At 71.6% G+C, this 16,288-nt stretch carries 16 protein-coding genes; 12 read left to right on the forward strand and 4 right to left on the reverse strand.

Annotated features, from left to right (window positions below):
* The first annotated feature begins 30 nt into the window (after positions 1–30).
* A complete protein-coding gene (locus ACIGXW_RS10565; protein ID WP_399571928.1) occupies positions 31–1,896 on the forward strand; it encodes an FG-GAP-like repeat-containing protein in 1,866 nt (621 codons plus the stop codon).
* 91 nt (positions 1,897–1,987) lie between these two features.
* Complete coding sequence (locus ACIGXW_RS10570) at positions 1,988–3,643, forward strand: lytic transglycosylase domain-containing protein (RefSeq protein ID WP_399571930.1); 1,656 nt, start codon at positions 1,988–1,990, stop codon at positions 3,641–3,643.
* Positions 3,644–3,661: 18 nt separating this feature from the next.
* Here ACIGXW_RS10570 and ACIGXW_RS10575 read toward each other — a convergent pair whose 3' ends face one another.
* Positions 3,662–4,165, reverse strand: a complete 504-nt coding sequence (locus tag ACIGXW_RS10575) for a hypothetical protein (protein WP_399571932.1) — start codon at positions 4,163–4,165, stop codon at positions 3,662–3,664.
* Positions 4,166–4,580: 415 nt separating this feature from the next.
* On the opposite strand from ACIGXW_RS10575, the gene ACIGXW_RS10580 reads away from it, so the two are divergent.
* Positions 4,581–5,264, forward strand: a complete 684-nt coding sequence (locus tag ACIGXW_RS10580) for a response regulator transcription factor (protein WP_399571934.1) — start codon at positions 4,581–4,583, stop codon at positions 5,262–5,264.
* On the opposite strand, the gene ACIGXW_RS10585 is transcribed toward ACIGXW_RS10580, so the two are convergent.
* Together ACIGXW_RS10585 and ACIGXW_RS10590 are read right to left on the reverse strand one after the other, a co-directional pair.
* Complete coding sequence (locus ACIGXW_RS10585; RefSeq protein WP_399572511.1) at positions 5,242–5,958, reverse strand: response regulator; 717 nt, start codon at positions 5,956–5,958, stop codon at positions 5,242–5,244. The genes ACIGXW_RS10580 and ACIGXW_RS10585 overlap by 23 nt on opposite strands.
* 24 nt (positions 5,959–5,982) lie before the next feature.
* Positions 5,983–7,200, reverse strand: a complete 1,218-nt coding sequence (locus ACIGXW_RS10590) for a sensor histidine kinase (RefSeq protein WP_399571936.1) — start codon at positions 7,198–7,200, stop codon at positions 5,983–5,985.
* A gap of 165 nt (positions 7,201–7,365) precedes the next feature.
* Between ACIGXW_RS10590 and ACIGXW_RS10595 the strand changes: the two genes are divergently transcribed.
* The 8 genes from ACIGXW_RS10595 to ACIGXW_RS10630 all read left to right on the forward strand — a co-directional run bounded on the left by ACIGXW_RS10595 (position 7,366) and on the right by ACIGXW_RS10630 (position 13,871).
* Entirely contained in the window at positions 7,366–8,295 is a 930-nt protein-coding gene (locus tag ACIGXW_RS10595; protein ID WP_071962411.1) for an ATP-binding cassette domain-containing protein, read from the forward strand.
* Positions 8,292–9,065: an ABC transporter permease gene (locus ACIGXW_RS10600; RefSeq protein ID WP_399571939.1), complete on the forward strand. Its 774-nt coding sequence runs from the start codon at positions 8,292–8,294 to the stop codon at positions 9,063–9,065. Before ACIGXW_RS10595 ends, ACIGXW_RS10600 begins: the two co-directional genes overlap by 4 nt.
* Before the next feature lie 189 nt (positions 9,066–9,254).
* Entirely contained in the window at positions 9,255–9,386 is a 132-nt protein-coding gene (locus tag ACIGXW_RS10605; RefSeq protein WP_360906830.1) for a lasso RiPP family leader peptide-containing protein, read from the forward strand.
* A gap of 256 nt (positions 9,387–9,642) precedes the next feature.
* On the forward strand, positions 9,643–11,325 hold the full coding sequence (locus ACIGXW_RS10610) for an asparagine synthase-related protein (RefSeq protein ID WP_399571941.1): 1,683 nt from the start codon (positions 9,643–9,645) through the stop codon (positions 11,323–11,325).
* On the forward strand, positions 11,322–11,582 hold the full coding sequence (locus ACIGXW_RS10615; protein ID WP_399571943.1) for a lasso peptide biosynthesis PqqD family chaperone: 261 nt from the start codon (positions 11,322–11,324) through the stop codon (positions 11,580–11,582). The genes ACIGXW_RS10610 and ACIGXW_RS10615 overlap by 4 nt, the downstream gene beginning before the upstream one ends.
* On the forward strand, positions 11,579–12,013 hold the full coding sequence (locus ACIGXW_RS10620; protein WP_399571946.1) for a lasso peptide biosynthesis B2 protein: 435 nt from the start codon (positions 11,579–11,581) through the stop codon (positions 12,011–12,013). Before ACIGXW_RS10615 ends, ACIGXW_RS10620 begins: the two co-directional genes overlap by 4 nt.
* The gene (locus ACIGXW_RS10625; RefSeq protein ID WP_399571949.1) at positions 12,010–12,993 is read left to right on the forward strand and encodes an ATP-binding cassette domain-containing protein; all 984 of its coding nucleotides are present in this window, start codon (positions 12,010–12,012) and stop codon (positions 12,991–12,993) included. The genes ACIGXW_RS10620 and ACIGXW_RS10625 overlap by 4 nt, the downstream gene beginning before the upstream one ends.
* Positions 12,990–13,871, forward strand: coding sequence for an ABC transporter permease (locus tag ACIGXW_RS10630; RefSeq protein WP_399571952.1), 882 nt, complete (start codon positions 12,990–12,992; stop codon positions 13,869–13,871). The genes ACIGXW_RS10625 and ACIGXW_RS10630 overlap by 4 nt, the downstream gene beginning before the upstream one ends.
* A 70-nt stretch (positions 13,872–13,941) precedes the next feature.
* On the opposite strand, the gene ACIGXW_RS10635 is transcribed toward ACIGXW_RS10630, so the two are convergent.
* A complete protein-coding gene (locus ACIGXW_RS10635; RefSeq protein ID WP_071962404.1) occupies positions 13,942–14,709 on the reverse strand; it encodes a GntR family transcriptional regulator in 768 nt (255 codons plus the stop codon).
* A 240-nt stretch (positions 14,710–14,949) separates the two neighbouring features.
* On the opposite strand from ACIGXW_RS10635, the gene ACIGXW_RS10640 reads away from it, so the two are divergent.
* Positions 14,950–16,221 (forward strand): extracellular solute-binding protein, encoded by a 1,272-nt coding sequence (locus ACIGXW_RS10640; RefSeq protein WP_399571955.1) that lies wholly within the window; start codon positions 14,950–14,952, stop codon positions 16,219–16,221.
* Positions 16,222–16,288 lie beyond the last annotated feature (67 nt).

Raw genomic sequence — 16,288 nt, forward strand, 5'->3', positions numbered from 1 at the left:
GCTCGCCGCCACCCCCTCAAGGAAAGACATATGAACCGCAGTAGTTCGCGCGCAGCGTGGGCAGCTGGTTTCCTCACCACCGCCGTCGCGTCCAGTGCGCTGGTCGCCGCCCCCGCGCACGCCGTCACCGGCGATGCGGCCAAGGACGGCCAGTACGTCTCGACCGTCAAGCTCGACATCGGCGAAGGCAAGCGCGCCTGCACCGGCACGCTCGTCGACGTGCAGTGGGTGCTGACCGCCGGCAGCTGCTTCGCCGACACCACGCAGCCGGGCGCCAAGGTCGCCCCCGGCGCGCCGCAGTTGAAGACCCAGGCGACCGTCGGGGCCGGGCAAGTGCGGGACGTCGTCGAGCTGGTCCCGCGTGACGACCGCGACCTCGTCATGGTGCGGCTCGCCGCCCCCGTCGCCGACGTCAAGCCCGCCACACTCGGCTCCGTCGCCCCCGCCAAGGGCGACACCCTGCGGGTCGCCGGCTACGGCCGTACCAAGGACGAGTGGGTGCCGGACCGTGTGCACTCGGGTGCCTTCGGCGTCGACGCCGTGAAGGGCACCAGCCTCGACATCACCGGCAAGGACGAGGCCGTCTGCAAGGGCGACACCGGCGGGCCGGTGGTCCGGGAGCGCGACGGGCGCGAGGAGCTGGTCGCCGTCAGCAGTGCCTCCTGGCAGGGCGGCTGCTTCGGCAACGAGGACGAGACCCGCAAGGGCGCCGTCGCGAGCCGGACCGACGACGTCGGCTTCTGGATCCAGCAGGTTCGTGGTCTCCCGAAGCGCTACGCGACGACCACGGGCGACTTCGACGGTGACGGCAAGGCCGATGTCGCCATGCTGACCGACTACGGTCCGTCGAAGGACGGCCGGGGCCGGGCGGCGCTGTGGGTGCACACCGCCACCGGCGACGGCTTCAAGGAGCCGCGCGCCGTGTGGGGCACCGGCTCGGACAGCTGGCGGTGGGACGCCGTCAAGCTGACGTCCGGTGACTTCAACGGCGACGGCAAGACTGACATCGGCGCGCTGTACAACTACGGCAAGACCCCTGACGGCCGAAGCAGCACCGGTCTGTTCACCTTCACCAGCAACGGGACCGGCTTCAACGCCCCCGTGAAGGTCTGGGAGAGCGGTTCCAGCACCTGGAAGAGCTGGAACTGGGACGCCAGCAAGGTCGCGTCCGGTGACTTCAACGGCGACGGCAAGGCCGACATCGCCGTCCTCTACAACTACGGCAACAACGGAAGCCGCAACGAGAGCGGCCTGCTGACCTTCACCAGCGACGGCAACGGCTTCGGCGAACCCCGCAAGGCGTGGGAGAGCGGCTCGACCAGCTGGAACTGGAACAGCAGCAAGATGGTCGCCGGTGACTTCAACGGCGACGGCAAGAGCGACATCGCCGTCCTCTACGGCAACGGCACGACCTCCGACAGCCGCAACGAGACGGCCCTGTGGCTCATCGCCGACAACAGCAACGGCTTCGTCGAGCACCGCAAGGTCTGGAACAGCCTGACCTGGGAGGGCCGCAGCTGGAGCTGGAAGGCCAGCAAGGTCGCGGCCGGTGACTTCAACGGCGACGGCAAGGCCGACATTGCCGTCCTGTACGACTACGGCACGGTCTCCGGCAAGAGCAAGACCGGCCTGTGGGTCTTCTCCGGCACCAAGGACGGCTTCACCGACCCGCGCAAGGTCTGGGAGAGCGGAACCACGGTCGACAGCTGGAACTGGGCCGCGAGCGAGCTCGCCACCGGTGACTTCAACGGCGACGGCAAGGCCGACGTCAGCGTCACCTACGCCTACGGCCAGGGCTCCGACGGCCGTGCGTCGGCCGCTCTGTGGACCTTCACCAGCAGCGGGAGCGGCTTCAACGCCCCCGTGAAGGCCTGGAACAGTGACCTGAAGCGCTGATTCGTCCCGTGGGGCCGGCACCCCGTGTGCCGGCCCCACACCCGCGTCGCTACGCAGCACCGCAGTACGTACGTCAGGAAACCGCCGCCCCATGAAGCTCGCCCCCCTCCACCTCACCGGCCGCACCCGCCGCGGGCTGTGTGGGATCGCCCTCGCCGCGTCCCTCTCCACGGCCGCCGCCGCGGGGCCGCTCACCGCACAGGCGGACCCGGCCGCTCCCGGACCGGACAGCGCGCAGGGCTCACAGCCCAGGGGTGTGCCCAACCTCGTCCTCCCCGATCTTCGGAAGCCCCCGCAGCTCGGCCTGTCGGCCAACGGTGAAGCCGGTATTCCGGTCACCGCTCTGGACGCGTACAAGAAGGCCGCGCAGGCGCTGGCCGCGAGCCAGCCGGGGTGCCGCATTCCCTGGGAGCTGGTCGCCGGGATCGGGCGCGTCGAATCCGTGCACGCCTCGGGCTACGGGCTGCGCACCGACGGGACCACCGAGAAGGCCATCCGGGGGCCGCGCCTGGACGGGAAGCAGTTCGCGCTGATCCGGGACACCGACGGCGGGCGGTGGGACGGGGACACCGAGTACGACCGGGCCGTCGGGCCCACGCAGTTCATCCCGTCCACATGGGCGACTTGGGGCGCCGACGGAAACGGCGACGGGGTCAAGGACCCGAACAACATCTACGACGCCGCCCTCGGCACCGCCCGCTACCTGTGCGCCGGAGACCGCAACCTGAGCAACGCGGCCGACCTCGACAAGGCCATCCTGAGCTACAACAACTCGCGCGAGTACGTCAACGCCGTGCTGGAATGGATGCGTACGTACCAGGGCGGCAAGGTCACGGCCCTGCCCGACGACACTCCTGCCACCCCGTACCGTCCCGACCCCACGGGCGGCAGCGGCAGCGTCAGCCGGACGGTCGTTCCGGTGCGGACCGGCAGCCGGCCCGGCGAGCGGGCCACCACGCCGACCGGCAAGCCGGCGTCCAAGCCGTCGCCCCGGCCCGACGTGAAGCCCGAGCCCGAACCCAAGCCCGAGCCCAAGCCTGATCCCCGCGTCGTCACCCGGCTCGAGGCCGTCGGGGACCGGAGCCTTGCGGCCGAGACCGGGCAGGAGCTCGGCCCGAGCCTCCAGGTCCGCGCCGTGAACGCCTACGGCGACGGCGTCCCGGGCGCGGACGTCACCTTCGAGATCGTCGGGGGCGACAGCGAACGCTTCCCCGGCGCAGCGGTAGGCGTCACCGTCGCCGCGGACGGGCACGGCATCGCCACGGTTCCGGCGCTCCGCCTCGGCGACCGGCCCGGTGGCTTCGAGATCAAGGCGACTGTCCAGGGCAGGCCCGGCCAGGGGGTCGCCTTCCGGGTGACCGTCCGCCTCGCTCCCACCGCCACCGCCGACACCCTGACGCTGCTCGGCCAGCAGCCCCCGCCTGCCGCGGCCGGCGGCGACTTCACCGGAGACGTGCGGGTCAAGGCCACCCGCTACGCCGAGCCCGCCACCGGGACGAAGGTCACCGCGACCCTGATCACGGGCAAGGAGAGCGCCGCCGAGGACACCGTCGAGAACGCTGTCGGGCCGTACTTCACGGGCGCGGACGGCGCGCCCGTCCGCACCCTCGTCCTCCCGGCGCCGGGAGCCGACGGCGTGATCGCGCTGCCGCCGATCCACGCCGGTCAGCACCCCGGCACCTACGTCCTGCGCCTTGCCACTCCCGACGGCATCACCGTGGACATCGTGCTCACCGTCACGCAGTGAGCGCGGGCACCGCGAGCGTCAGCCGGCCGTTCCGCCCTGGTTCACGGCCATGACCATCACCGAGCCGACGAGCACCAGGCGGTCCGTCAGCGCGTCGACCTGCTGTCGCTGTTCCGGCGGGAGGTGCCAGTCCTCCCACCATGAGGTCTCCTGGGGGCTTATCGGGCCCGACCACTCGGCCTCCCACGCCTGCGCCAGCTGGGCCGACAGCGGCCGGACCGACGCGGCCAGGCCGCCGTAGGCGCCCAGGAGGGCCATCATGTGGCTGGCCGGCAGCCATGACTGCCAGGCCGCCAGCATCTCGTCGGCAAGGTAGGAGACGTCCTCCAGCCACAGCACGTGCTGAGTGCCCCAGCCCTGGGGGGTGGGGCACGCGGGCATGCCCGGCAGCAGGCGTTGCGGCAGCCCGTCGCGGCGGGAGAAGAAGTCCCGGCCCAGGGCCAGCTCGTAGTCCGAAGGGGTCCAGGAACGCTCGTTCAGGGCGATCGCGGCTGCATCGACAGCATCGACGGCTTGGCTCATTCCGATACCGTACGCGGTGATCTTCGCCTTGCTCACCCCCGGGTCGCGACGGTTCGCGGGCCGCCGCGGCCGTGCCCGTCCGTCCCGGCCCGCACCGTAAAGATGCGGTCCTGCCGCACGCCGCAGGCGGAACGGCGGCCGCTGAACGGGGGGTGGGTCGACTGCACAGGTGAGGAACGTTATCGGCGGATGAAGAGATGCCGATGCGGATTGCGGACCGGGTGCGGAGGGGCGCAATCCGACAAAAATCAGGGTTCACGCTGCAGAAACAATCCCTTAAGGTGATCCGCGTGTTGGCCGACGGGGGAGCCACGGTGGCACGGAATGGCAGCGGCATTCGGGCCGGGTTGTCGCCGTAGCGCAACGGGGGCCCAGGAGCTCAGTCGTACTGCTCCTGGTCAACAGGGGGTAAGGCGTGACCGTAAAGCTCTTTCTCATCGACGAGGACGCCATGTACCGCATGGGGGTCCGTGCCGCCGCGGAACAGGCCTACGACGTTGCGGTGGTAGGAGAAGGGTCGGATTTCGGGACGGACGTACGGGAGCGGCTCCGCAGTTCCGGGGGCACCGATGTCGTTCTGGTCGGCGCACCGCATTCGGGCACCTGCAGCGATCTGGTCCGGACCATAGCCGGGGGTGCGGCGCCGGGAGGACGGGCACCACGGGTTCTGGTGGTGTCGTCGGGGGCGGAGGAGGAGGCGGCGGTCGTCGCCGCGGTACGTGCGGGGGCGCAGGGATACGTCTCCAGGTGCATCTCGTGCGAGGAGCTCTTCCGGGCCATTCAGGTCGTGGCCGACGGCGGGGCCGTATTCGGTCCGTCCGTCGCCGCGCGGCTGGGGACGTATTTCTCCCCGCCCGACGGTGTGCCGAGCCGGGCGGCCTTTCCCTCGCTCACCGATCGCGAGCTGCAAATCCTCGAGTACATCGCCCGGGGCTGGGACAACAGGCGTATCGCCCGTTCCCTCGTGCTCTCCGAGAAGACGATCAAGAATCACGTCACCCGGCTGTTCCGGAAGCTGGAGGTCAAGGACCGTACGTCGGCGGCGATGCGGGCGCGGGACGCCGAGGCGGGCCTCCTCAGCGGTTGCCCGGCGAAATGATGCCCGTCTCGTAGCCGATGATCACCAGCTGGACGCGGTCCCGGACGCCGAGCTTGTCGAAGAGGTGGCCGATATGGGTCTTCACCGTGGCGGGACTGACGTGCAGCCGCCGGGCGATCTCGCCGTTCGCCAGGCCGCGGGTGACCAGGGTGAGCACCTCGTGCTCGCGGGCCGTCAGCCCGCCCAGTTCGGTGGGGACCCGGGGCGCGGGCTCCGGCCGCCGGCAGAACTCGGCGACCAGGCGCCGCGTCACGCTCGGGGCCAGCAGGCTCTCTCCCGAGGCCACCACGCGGATCGCCTGGAGGAGTTCGACGGGTGAGACGTCCTTGAGGAGGAAGCCGCTCGCCCCGGCGCGCAGGGCGCTGAACACATAGGCGTCGTGATCGAACATGGTGAGGATCAGGACCCGGACGTCGGACGCTTCCGGAGTGTCGCGGATGAGCCGGGTGGCCTCGATGCCGTCCATCTCGGGCATGCGCACGTCCATGAGGACGACGTCCGGCCTGGTGCGCAGGGCCAGTTCCACGGCCGCGGCGCCCGTCCCGGCCTCGCCCACCACGGTGAGGCCGGGCTCGGCCTCCACCAGGACGCGGAAGCTGCCCCGGAGCAGGGCCTGATCGTCGGCGATCAGTACGCGTACGGGTTCCGCCGGCACCCGCTCCCCGACGTGCCCCGCGATCCCGTCCGTTCGCATCGGTTCGCCCACCGCCGCCTCCCCTCAGCCCGCCTGCCGCGTGAAGGGTAGCCGCACGCTCACCGCGAAGCCCCCTTCGGGCCGGGGGCCCGCGCGGAAGTCGCCGCCGTGGAGGGCCACCCGCTCCCGCATGCCCAGCAGGCCGTGGCCGGGCGCGTCGCCCGGGCGGGGGTGCGGCCGCCTGCGGGGGCCGTCGTCGGTCACCCGGATCCGCAAGCCCTGCTCGTCGGTGTCCAGCTCGACCCGGCAGCGGGTGGGCCCCGCGTGCTTCATGACATTGGTCAGGGCCTCCTGAACGATCCGGTACGCCGAGAGGTCCACCGTCCCGGGCAGCCCCCGGAGGTCCCGGGCGCGCACCTCGACCTCCACGCCCGCCGCCGCGGCGTGCTCGACCAGACCGGACAGCTCCGACAGCCCGAGCGAGGGCCGCAGGTCGGCGACCTCCTCGTCCGTCGTGCCGTCGGAGCGCAGGACGCCGAGCATGTGGCGCATCTCGGCGAGCGCGGCGCGGCTCGCCGTCCCGATGACGCCCAGCGCCTCGCCCGCCGCCTCCGGATGCTTGGCCAGGACGTGATGGGCGACCCCAGCCTTCACCGCGATCACCCCGATGTGATGCGCGACGACATCGTGCAGCTCGCGGGCGATCCGTAGCCTCTCCTCCGCGACGGCACGGTCGGCGAGCTGCTGCGCCGACCGCGCGGCGTAGGCCCGCCGTTCCCGGACCGCACGGCCGGTCGCCCACGCCGCTCCGGCCAGGGCCACCCCCACGACCTGCATCGGCAGGGCCCCCGGCTCCCATGTGGACGTGCCCGCCAGCACGACGGCGAGCAGGAAGACGACGCTGACCAGGCCGATGGTCGGGGTGGGCACCCACCGTGCGCGCGGGGCCGTGACCGCCACCCAGTACAGCGCGAGCGCCACCGCGAGGAACGGTTCCGGCACCACGCCGGACAGCGCCGCCACCAGCGAGGCGACGGCGGTCACCGCGCACACGGGCACGGGCCAGAGCCTGCGCACGGCCACCGGCAGGCCCATCAGCGCCGCCAGCGTCACCCGGGCCGCCGGCGGGGCCGCGGAGCCCGTGGCGGACGCGCCCGACATCGCGAGGAACGCCGCCACGAGCACGACCGCGGCCAGGACGTCCAGGGCCAGCAGTTCGCGCGGGCGCAGCCGCCGGACCACGGCCCGGGCGCCCTCGTCGGGCAGGCCGGGACCGGCCCGCCCGCTCCAGTCGTCAACCACCCGGTGACCTTACTGCGCGACCCGCCGCCGTACCTCCGCCCCGGGAATGACCTACCGCAGGGGGAGTTGGCGTGCCCGTGCCGCCCCTCCTCGGCCCCCGGTCGGAGGCGGGCGATCGGTTGGCGGGCCGATGGCAGCGAGCCCCCGGTGCGGGATCGTCGAAGGGTGATCGAAATCCAGGAGCTGACGAAACGATACGGAAGCACGGTCGCCGTCGACGACCTGTCGTTCTCCGTGAAATCCGGCACCGTCACCGGCTTCCTCGGCCCCAACGGCGCCGGCAAGTCGACGACCATGCGGATCACGATGGGCCTCGACCACCCGCTCCGGGGCCGGGTACTGCTCGACGGACGGCACTACGGGCAGTTGCGCGAACCGATCCGGCACGTGGGAGCCCTGCTGGAGGCCAAGGCGGCGCAGCGCAGCCGCACCGCCTACCACCACCTGCTGTGGCTGGCCCAGACCAACCGCATCGGCCGGCGGCGGGTGCGCGAGGTGCTGGAGCTGGTCGGCCTCGAGCCGGCGGCCGCCAGGCGCGCGGGCGGCTTCTCCCTGGGCATGGGCCAACGGCTCGGCCTGGCCGCGGCACTGCTCGGGGACCCGGGGATCCTGATCCTCGACGAGCCCGCCAACGGCCTCGATCCGGAGGGGGTGCGCTGGATCAGGACCCTGCTCAAGAAGCTGGCCGCCGAGGGTCGGACGGTCTTCGTCTCCAGCCACTTGATGAGCGAGATGGCCATCACCGCCGACCATCTGATCGTCATCGGCCGGGGACGCCTGCTCGCCGACACCAGCATGGCCGGCTTCATCGCCGACAACTGCCGCCCCTCCGTGCGCATCCGCACCCCCCAGCCCGGGCTGCTGCGGGCGGCGCTGGAGGAGGCCGGCCTGCACGCGGTCCGCGAAGTGGACGGCACCATGACCGTGGAGGAGGCCGACACCGCCGCCATCGGCCGGATCGCGGCCGACAGGGGCATCACCCTGGACGAGCTGAGCGCCCAGCAGTCCTCATTGGAAGAGGCGTTCCTCCGGCTCACGTCGCACGCGGCGGAGTACCGGGCGGCGGCGACCGTGGCGGGGGAGTGGGCGTCATGACCGGCAACGCGCCCACGGCCGTCGTCAGGGCCGAACTGACCAAGATCCGTACGCTCTGGTCGACGCTCGGCGCGCTGGCGCTGGCGCTCGTCGTGAGCGTGGGCATCGCGCTGATCAACAACATCTCCGTCCGGCATGCCATCGACACCGGAAGCGACATGGTCGTGGACGACTTCGACCCGGTCAACTCCGGTTTCGTCGGCGTGCAGTTCGCCCAGCTCGCCCTGCTCGCGTTCGGTGTGCTGCTGATCAGCGGCGAATACGGAAGCGGCATGATCCGGGTGTCTTTGGCGGCCGTCCCCTCGCGCGGCCTCTTCTACGTCGGGAAGATCGCCTCGGCCGCCGTCGTGGCCTTCCCGCTGTCCCTGGTCATGTCCTTCGCCTGCTTCCTGGCCTCGCAGCAGGCGCTGGGGCCGCACGGCGTCTCGCTCGGTGAGGGAGAGGCCCTGCGCGCCGTGCTCGGCGCCCCGCTCTACCTCACGTTGATGTGCCTGTTCTCCCTGGGAGTCGCCACGATGCTGCGCGGCACGGCACTCTCGCTGTCGCTGCTGTTCTCCGTGGTCTTCGTCTTCTCCCCGGTGGCCAATGCCGTCCCCGGGCTCCGGGAGGTCGCACGCTATCTGCCCGACCGGGCCGGCTCGCAGGTCATGACGGTCGGCGAGCAGGCGGATTCCGTGCTCGGGCCGTGGGCCGGCCTGCTGGTCCTGGTCCTCTGGACGGCCGCGGCCCTCGTCGGCGGGCTCCTCGTGCTCCGCCGCCGCGACGCCTGAGGGCTGTCCGCGGTCCCGCTCCGGTCCCTGGCGCGGGACCACGATCAGGGACCCGCAATAGGGACCCGCGAGGGCCCGGAGTCCCGCTGGTACGGGACCAATTCCACGTTAGATTCCCGGTGTTCGGTCGATAGCGAGTGCGAAACAACTGCTCGCATTCGATTCCTATCCGATTCACCGGAGGACACCATGGAGAACACCGTCTACGAGCCCCCGACCCTCGTCGAGATCGGCGACTTCGAGGAGCTCACCCTCTGCAGCCCGTGGGGCAGCTGCCGTGACTTCGCCGGCTGCGGCCGTGCGTTCATCTGCATCGGCTGACACCTGAGGCCGGAATGACCCGACGGTGGCGGTGAACGGCATCGACCGTCCTTCCGCCACCGTCGATTTCCGTGTGCCCCGCGCACAGCGGCCGGAACAATGGCAGGGGGAAATGGACTTCACCGTCCTTCCGGACCACCCGGAAGCAGAAAACCTCATCACGGGAAATTCCGCGTTCGCCGGGGCCCGTTCGATACCGCATCACTCCGGGCGGCCGTGGCTGGTCGGCCGGTGGGCTGACCGGGACGTCTTACTGGTGACCGAAGGGCCCTACCGGATCGCGGTGTTCGGGCACCTCCCGAAGAACACCCAGGGGCTCGCCCGGGCGCTGGAACGCGCCACCTCCCCGTACGGCCTGGACGCCCTGGCACGGAGCGTGCCCGGCAGCGTCCACCTCGTCGCCAGCCTCGACGGCGACGTACGGGCCCAGGGCTCGCTCTCCACCGCACGCCACATCTTCACCGCCCGTACCCGCGGGGTGAGCGTGGCGGCCAGCAGCCCTGCCCTGCTGGCGGCCCTGACCGGCGCCGGTGCCGACGAGAGCGCGCTCGCCCTCCAGCTCCTCGACCCCCTGCCGCCCTGGCCGCTCACCCAGCGCTCCGTGTGGACCGGGGTGGAGGCCCTGACCCCCGGGCACTGGCTGCACCTGCGCGCCGACGGCAGCGGCCGGCAGATCCGCTGGTGGCACCCGCCGCCGGACGACCTCCCGCTCGCGGACGCCGCGGCCGCCGTACGGGACGCCCTCACCGAGGCCGTGGCCCTGCGGACCGGCCGCCCCGGGAGAGTGAGCGCCGACCTCTCCGGCGGGCTCGACTCCACCTGCCTGTGCTTCATCGCGGAGGCGCGGACGGACGAGCTGTCCACCTACCACGTCGCACCCCTGGACGAGGCCAACGAGGACACCCTCTGGGCCCGCCGCGCCGCCGACCGGCTGCCGCGCGCCCGCCACCACTGGATTCCCAAGTCCCGCGAGGCGAACTGGTTCGACGTCGAGACCGACCCGGGCCGGGCCCTGGACACGGGCGAGGGGCCGGCCCTGTGGTCCTCGGGGGCGGCCCACCTGACGGACCTGTCCCGGGCCGCCGCCGAGGACGGCTCGTCGCTGCACATGATGGGCCTGGGCGGCGACGAACTCTTCGGCTCCACCCCCTCCTACCTGTGGTCCCTCGCCCGTCGGCACCCGCTCCGGTCCCTGCCGGTCATCCAGCGCCACCGGCTGCTCAACCGCTGGCCGCTCGCCGCCACCGTCCGCGCGCTCGCCGACCGCGGCGACTTCCCGCACGCCCTCATGGCGAGCGCACGCCGGCTGACCGCCCCACCGCCGCGGCCGCCCCACCTCGACCTGGGCTGGACGGGCGGTTCCCGCATGCCGCCCTGGGCCACGTCGGCCGCCGTGGCGCTCGTACGCGAGCTGTACCGCGAGGCGGCCGAGGCGGGGACGGCGCCGCTCGATCCCGACCGGCTCCGCCACCAGCTGCTGGAATTCACCGGATACGACGGCAGGCTCATCCGGCAGACCCGGCGCGCCATGGCCGCCTCGGGCGTGGAGTGGGACGCGCCCATGCTCGACGACCGCGTCGTCGAGGCGGCGATGTCGGTGCGGCTGTCCGACCGGATGGTCCGCGGACGGTTCAAGCCCCTGCTGACCGCGGCCATGCGCGGCACCGTGCCCGCCGACATCCTCGACCGCCGCTCCAAGGGCGAGTTCAGCGCCGAACTCCACGAGGGCGTCCGCCGCAACCGGGACCGCTTCCTCGACCTGTGCACCGATCTCCGGCTCGCCGAACGCGGCCTGGTCAACGCCGACGCCCTGCGCACCGCGTTCCTCGCCCCGTCCCCCGAGAGCCATCACCTGTCCCAGTTCGAGAACACGGTGGCGTGCGAGGCCTGGCTGCGCTCGCCCAGCGCCGCCCCGCACCCCGTGGGAGAACCACGATGACCCTCGCACTCGCCCGGACCGTGATCGCCACCGACACCGAGGCGGGCCTGGTGCTGCTGGACGAGCACAGCGGGCGCTACTGGCACCTCAACAGCTCGGGCGCCGTCACGCTGAGACTGCTCCTGGACGGCCGTTCCCCCGAGGAGGCCGCGGCCGAACTGACCCGGAACGCGCCCGACGCCGCCTCCCGGGCCCTCGCCGACGTACGCCGGCTCGTGGCCGCCCTCGGCAAGGCCCACCTGGTGGTGACGGCATGACGATTCCCGTGACCGGAGAACGCCGCGCCGCCGGCCTGTCCTGGCGCGGCCAGGTCGGCGCGCGGCTCGCCACCGGCGTGGCGCTGCTGCTGACCAAAAGGCTCTCGCCGCGCCGGCTGCGCCAAGTGCTGCGCCTGCTCAGCCGCGGCAGCCGCCCGGCCACCCGTGACCAGGCCCTGTACGCCCGGCAGGCGGCGGTGACGGTGAGCACCCGCTGCGCGGGGCTCGGCTGCCTGCAGCGGTCGGTCGCCGCCGCCCTGCTGTGCCGGATGCACGGCCGGTGGCCCGACTGGTGCACCGGCTTCCGCACCGACCCGTTCGGCGCCCACGCCTGGGTCGAGGTGGACGGCGAGCCCGTGGGGGAGCCGGGGGACCTGTCCCGGTTCCGCACCGTGATGGCCGTACGGCTGCGGCAGGAGGAGGCGTCATGAGCGCCCCGGACGCGGACGTCGCGGTCCGCGCCGAGGACCTCGGCAAGGTCTACGGCGACACCGTGGCCGTGGCCGGCCTCGACCTGAGCGTGCCCGCCGGCACCGCCTTCGCGTTCCTCGGCCCCAACGGCGCGGGCAAGACCACCACGATCAGCATGCTGTGCACCCTGCTCGCCCCCACGGCGGGGCGGGCCGAGGTCGCCGGTTTCGACGTGGTCGCACAGCCGGACGAGGTCCGGGACCACATCGGTCTGGTCTTCCAGGAGTCCACCCTCGACCAGGACCTGACGGCCGAGGAGAACCTGCGCTTCTACGCCGAGCTCTTCGGGATCACCCGCCGGCAGGGCGCGGCGGAGGTCGCGGCCGTGCTCGGGCTCGTGGGGCTCACCGACCGCCGCGCCACCCCCGTCCGGGACTTCTCCGGTGGCATGCGCCGCCGTCTGGAGATCGCCCGGGGCCTGCTGAACACCCCGGCGGTGCTGTTCCTGGACGAGCCCACCACCGGCCTGGACCCGCAGACCCGGGTGGCGATCTGGGAGCACCTGCACCGCCTGCGGCGCGAACGCAACGTCACGCTCTTCATGACCACCCATCACCTGGAGGAGGCCGAGAACTGCGACCGGATCGCCATCATGGACGACGGCTTCGTCGTCGCCGAGGGCACCCCGGCCGGGCTCAAGGCCGTCGTCGGAGCCGACCTGGTCGTCCTGCGCACGGACGACGACCAGGAGACCGCGCGGGTGGTGCGCGAGCGGTACGGGGTCGAGGCCGAGGCGGGGCCGGACGGGGTACGGCTGAGGGTGGACGACGGCGCGGCGTTCGTCCCGAAGTTCTGCGGGGACGCCGGGGTGCGGGTGCACTCGGTCAGCGTCACGCCGCCCTCGCTCGACGACGTCTTCCTCCACTACACCGGCCACAGCATCCGCGACGACGAGGCGGGACCCATGACGCTCGAGGACCTCGTCAGGAGGCAGGGGTGAACGGGACCGGCACGGTGCGGGCCCGCGCCCGCCTCACCACGTCCACCCCGGCCCGGCCGTCCCGGACGGGCCCGCGCGGGTCCTCCCGCAGGAATCTGCGGGCCGTCAGGATGCTGTGGCACCGCGAGATGATCCGGCTGAGCCGCAACAAGATCCAGCTGGTCATGGGTCTGGTGACGCCACTGATGTTCCTGCTCGTCCTGGGCACCGGCCTGGACACCTCGGGGGTCGTGGGCGAGGGCTACGACGAGTACCGGAGCTTCCTGTTCCCGGGCATCCTCGTGATGACCACCCAGGCACCGGCGATCTCGGTAGGGGTCTCGGTGGTCTGGGACCGTCAGGTGGGCTTCCTGCGCCAGGCCCTCGTGGCACCGGTCCGGCGCAGCAGCCTGCTGTTCGGCCTGTGCACGGGTGGCGCCACGACAGGGGCCGTCTACGGCCTCATGGTGCTGATCATCGCCCCGCTCGCCGGGGTGCCGTACCACCCGATGCTGCTGGTGGTCCTGGCCGAAGTCTTCGTGGTGGCCCTGGCCTTCACCACGATCGGCATGCTCGCGGCGGTCACGATCAAGAGCATCCAGACGTTCCAGGTCGTGGTCAGCCTGGCGTTGATGCCGCTCATGTTCCTGTCCGGCGCGATGTTCCCGCCCGGGGGGCTGCCCGGCTGGCTGGGCATCGCGGTGGCGCTCAACCCGCTGACGTACGCGATCGACGGCATCCGCCGGACGCTTCCGGGCGATGTGGACCTGGGCGGCTACGCGGAGTCCGTGGAGATCGCGGGCTGGACGCCGCCGGTCGCGCTGGAGATGGGCTTCGTAGCCCTGCTGGCGGCGACGGCACTGACCCTGGCGGCGCGTCGCTTCTCCCGCGCGGCCTGAGCCGGCGCGGCCCTTTGGACCGCACAAGATCGCCGGACGGGCTTTCGAGCCCGTCCGGCGATCTTCGCCGTCACTCCGACGGCCGCCGCAGCCTCGCCACGAACTTGTACCGGTCGCCGCGGTAGACGGATCGGACCCACTCCACCGGCATCCCCTGCGCGTCCACCGAATGCCGCGACAGCATGAGCATCGGCAGGCCCACGTCCGTGCCGAGCAGGCTCGCCTCGCGGGGGGTGGCCAGCGACGTCTCGATGGTCTCCTCCGCCTCCGCGAGGTGGACGTCGTAGACCTCGGCCAGGGCCGTGTAGAGAGAGGTGTACTTCGCCAGGCTGCGGCGCAGCGCCGGGAACCTCTTCGCCGACAGGTGGGTCGTCTCGATGGCCATGGGCTCGCCGCTGGCCAGCCGCAATCGCTCGATGCGCAGGACGCGGCCGCCCGTCGCGATGTCGAGGAGCTGGGCGAGGCGGTCGTCGGCGGTGACGTAGCCGATGTCCAGGAGCTGGGAGGTGGGCTCCAGCCCCTGCGCCCGCATGTCCTCCGTGTAGGAGGTCAGTTGCAGGGCCTGGGAGACTTTGGGCTTCGCGACGAAGGTCCCCTTGCCCTGGATGCGCTCCAGTCGTCCCTCGACGACCAGTTCCTGGAGGGCCTGCCGCACGGTCGTGCGCGAGGTGTCGAACTCCGCGGCGAGGGTGCGCTCCGGCGGGACGGGGGTGCCGGGGGGCATGGTTTCGGTCATTTCCAGCAAGTGCCGTTTGAGCCGGTAATACTTGGGAACGCGCGCGGTCCGCGCGCCGCCCGTGGTGCCGCCGCCCTCCGTCGTGCCGCCCTCGGTCGCCATGTCGCGCCTTCCCGACTCCGTTCCTGCTGCCGTCACCGGCTCCTCCGTCCATCGCGGTCACATGGTGGCACGGGCAGAGCCCGAGGGGGCCGAGAAGCCCAGGTAGACCTCGAGGTGTCGGTCCGGTAACGGAGCCGACAGCGACTCTTATACACCCTTGACACCCCAAAAGGTCTAGGCCAAGCTGCGGGCACTGGTCTAAACCATTAAAGACCACATTCGGTCCTTGAGGAGAGTGCTGTGAAGCGTGGGCTCATAGCGGCGACGGGTGTCGCGGCCATGTTGGTGAGTGTTGCTGCCTGTGGGTCCAGCGACAGTGACAAGGAGACCGGCGCCGACGGTTCCAAGGCGAAGTCCCTGACCGTCTGGTTCATGGATGGCTCGAACCCGCCGGCCTGGACGAAGGCCGTTCAGGCCGAGTTCGAACAGAAGACCGGTGCGAAGCTCGACATCCAGGTCCAGAAGTGGGACGGCATCCAGCAGAAGCTCACCACGGCCCTCTCCGAGTCCAGCCCACCGGACGTCGTCGAGGTCGGCAACACCCAGACCCCCTCCTACGCCCAGACCGGCGGCCTCGCCGAGCTCGAGGACCTGAAGAAGGAGATCGGCGGGGACTGGACCGCCTCCCTCAACAAGCCCTCCGTCTTCGAGGGCAAGCAGTACGCGGCGCCCTGGTACGCCGCCAACCGCGTGGTCATCTACAACAAGAAGATCTGGGCCGACGCGGGCATCAAGGACACCCCGAAGACCCGGGACGAGTTCTTCAAGGACCTCGAGGCCATCCAGAAGAAGGGCGACGCCGAGCCGCTCTACCTGCCCGGCCAGAACTGGTACTTCTTCGACGGCCTGACCATCGGCACCGGCGCGGACCTGGTGAAGAAGGACGGCAAGAAGTACGTCTCCAACCTGGCCGACCCCAAGGTCGCCAAGGCCATGGAGATCTACAAGCAGTACCAGGCGTTCAGCAAGGCGCCCAAGGACAAGGACGAGGCCACCCCGCAGCAGGCCGACGTCTTCGCCAAGGGCAAGACCGGCGCGTTCATCGGCATGGGCTGGGAGGCGCAGACCGCCATCAAGGCGAACCCGGAGATCGAGAAGGAGATCGGCTACTTCACCATCCCCGGTGAGAGCGCCGACAAGCCCGAGGGCGTCTTCCTCGGCGGCTCCAACCTCGCGGTCTCCGAGGGCAGCAAGAAGAAGGAGCTCGCCAAGGAGTTCCTGAAGATCGCGCTGTCCGACAAGAACGAGGCCGCCCTGGCCAAGGAGGTCGGCTCGATCCCCAACAAGGAGTCGCTGCTCACCAGCGTGAAGGGCAACCCGGCCGCCGAGGCCGCCGCCCCCGCCGCCAAGGGCGGCGGCACCACCCCGCTCATCGCCGAGTGGGCCGCCGTGGAGAACGCGCCCAACCCGATCAAGGCCTATATGACGGCCGTCCTGGGCGGCAAGTCGCCCGAGGAGGCCGCCAAGCAGGTCGAGGCCGACATGAACAAGCGCCTCAGCCAGAAGCAGTGACCCCACCGGTCGTGTGTGCGTACGGGCCCACGCCCGTACGCGTAAGCCCGTACGCACACACGACCGT

This window comes from Streptomyces sp. NPDC053079 (genome assembly GCF_044546695.1).
Classification (GTDB): Bacteria; Actinomycetota; Actinomycetes; order Streptomycetales; family Streptomycetaceae; genus Streptomyces.

Coding starts and splice junctions, on each gene's coding strand:
- ACIGXW_RS10575 (WP_399571932.1), bottom strand. CDS start 4,165: ATGAGCCAAGCCGTCGATGCTGTCGATGCAGCCGCGATCGCCCTGAAC.
- ACIGXW_RS10620 (WP_399571946.1), top strand. CDS start 11,579: ATGACGATTCCCGTGACCGGAGAACGCCGCGCCGCCGGCCTGTCCTGG.
- ACIGXW_RS10635 (WP_071962404.1), bottom strand. CDS start 14,709: ATGGCGACCGAGGGCGGCACGACGGAGGGCGGCGGCACCACGGGCGGC.
- ACIGXW_RS10570 (WP_399571930.1), top strand. CDS start 1,988: ATGAAGCTCGCCCCCCTCCACCTCACCGGCCGCACCCGCCGCGGGCTG.
- ACIGXW_RS10565 (WP_399571928.1), top strand. CDS start 31: ATGAACCGCAGTAGTTCGCGCGCAGCGTGGGCAGCTGGTTTCCTCACC.
- ACIGXW_RS10600 (WP_399571939.1), top strand. CDS start 8,292: ATGACCGGCAACGCGCCCACGGCCGTCGTCAGGGCCGAACTGACCAAG.
- ACIGXW_RS10625 (WP_399571949.1), top strand. CDS start 12,010: ATGAGCGCCCCGGACGCGGACGTCGCGGTCCGCGCCGAGGACCTCGGC.
- ACIGXW_RS10615 (WP_399571943.1), top strand. CDS start 11,322: ATGACCCTCGCACTCGCCCGGACCGTGATCGCCACCGACACCGAGGCG.
- ACIGXW_RS10585 (WP_399572511.1), bottom strand. CDS start 5,958: ATGCGAACGGACGGGATCGCGGGGCACGTCGGGGAGCGGGTGCCGGCG.
- ACIGXW_RS10605 (WP_360906830.1), top strand. CDS start 9,255: ATGGAGAACACCGTCTACGAGCCCCCGACCCTCGTCGAGATCGGCGAC.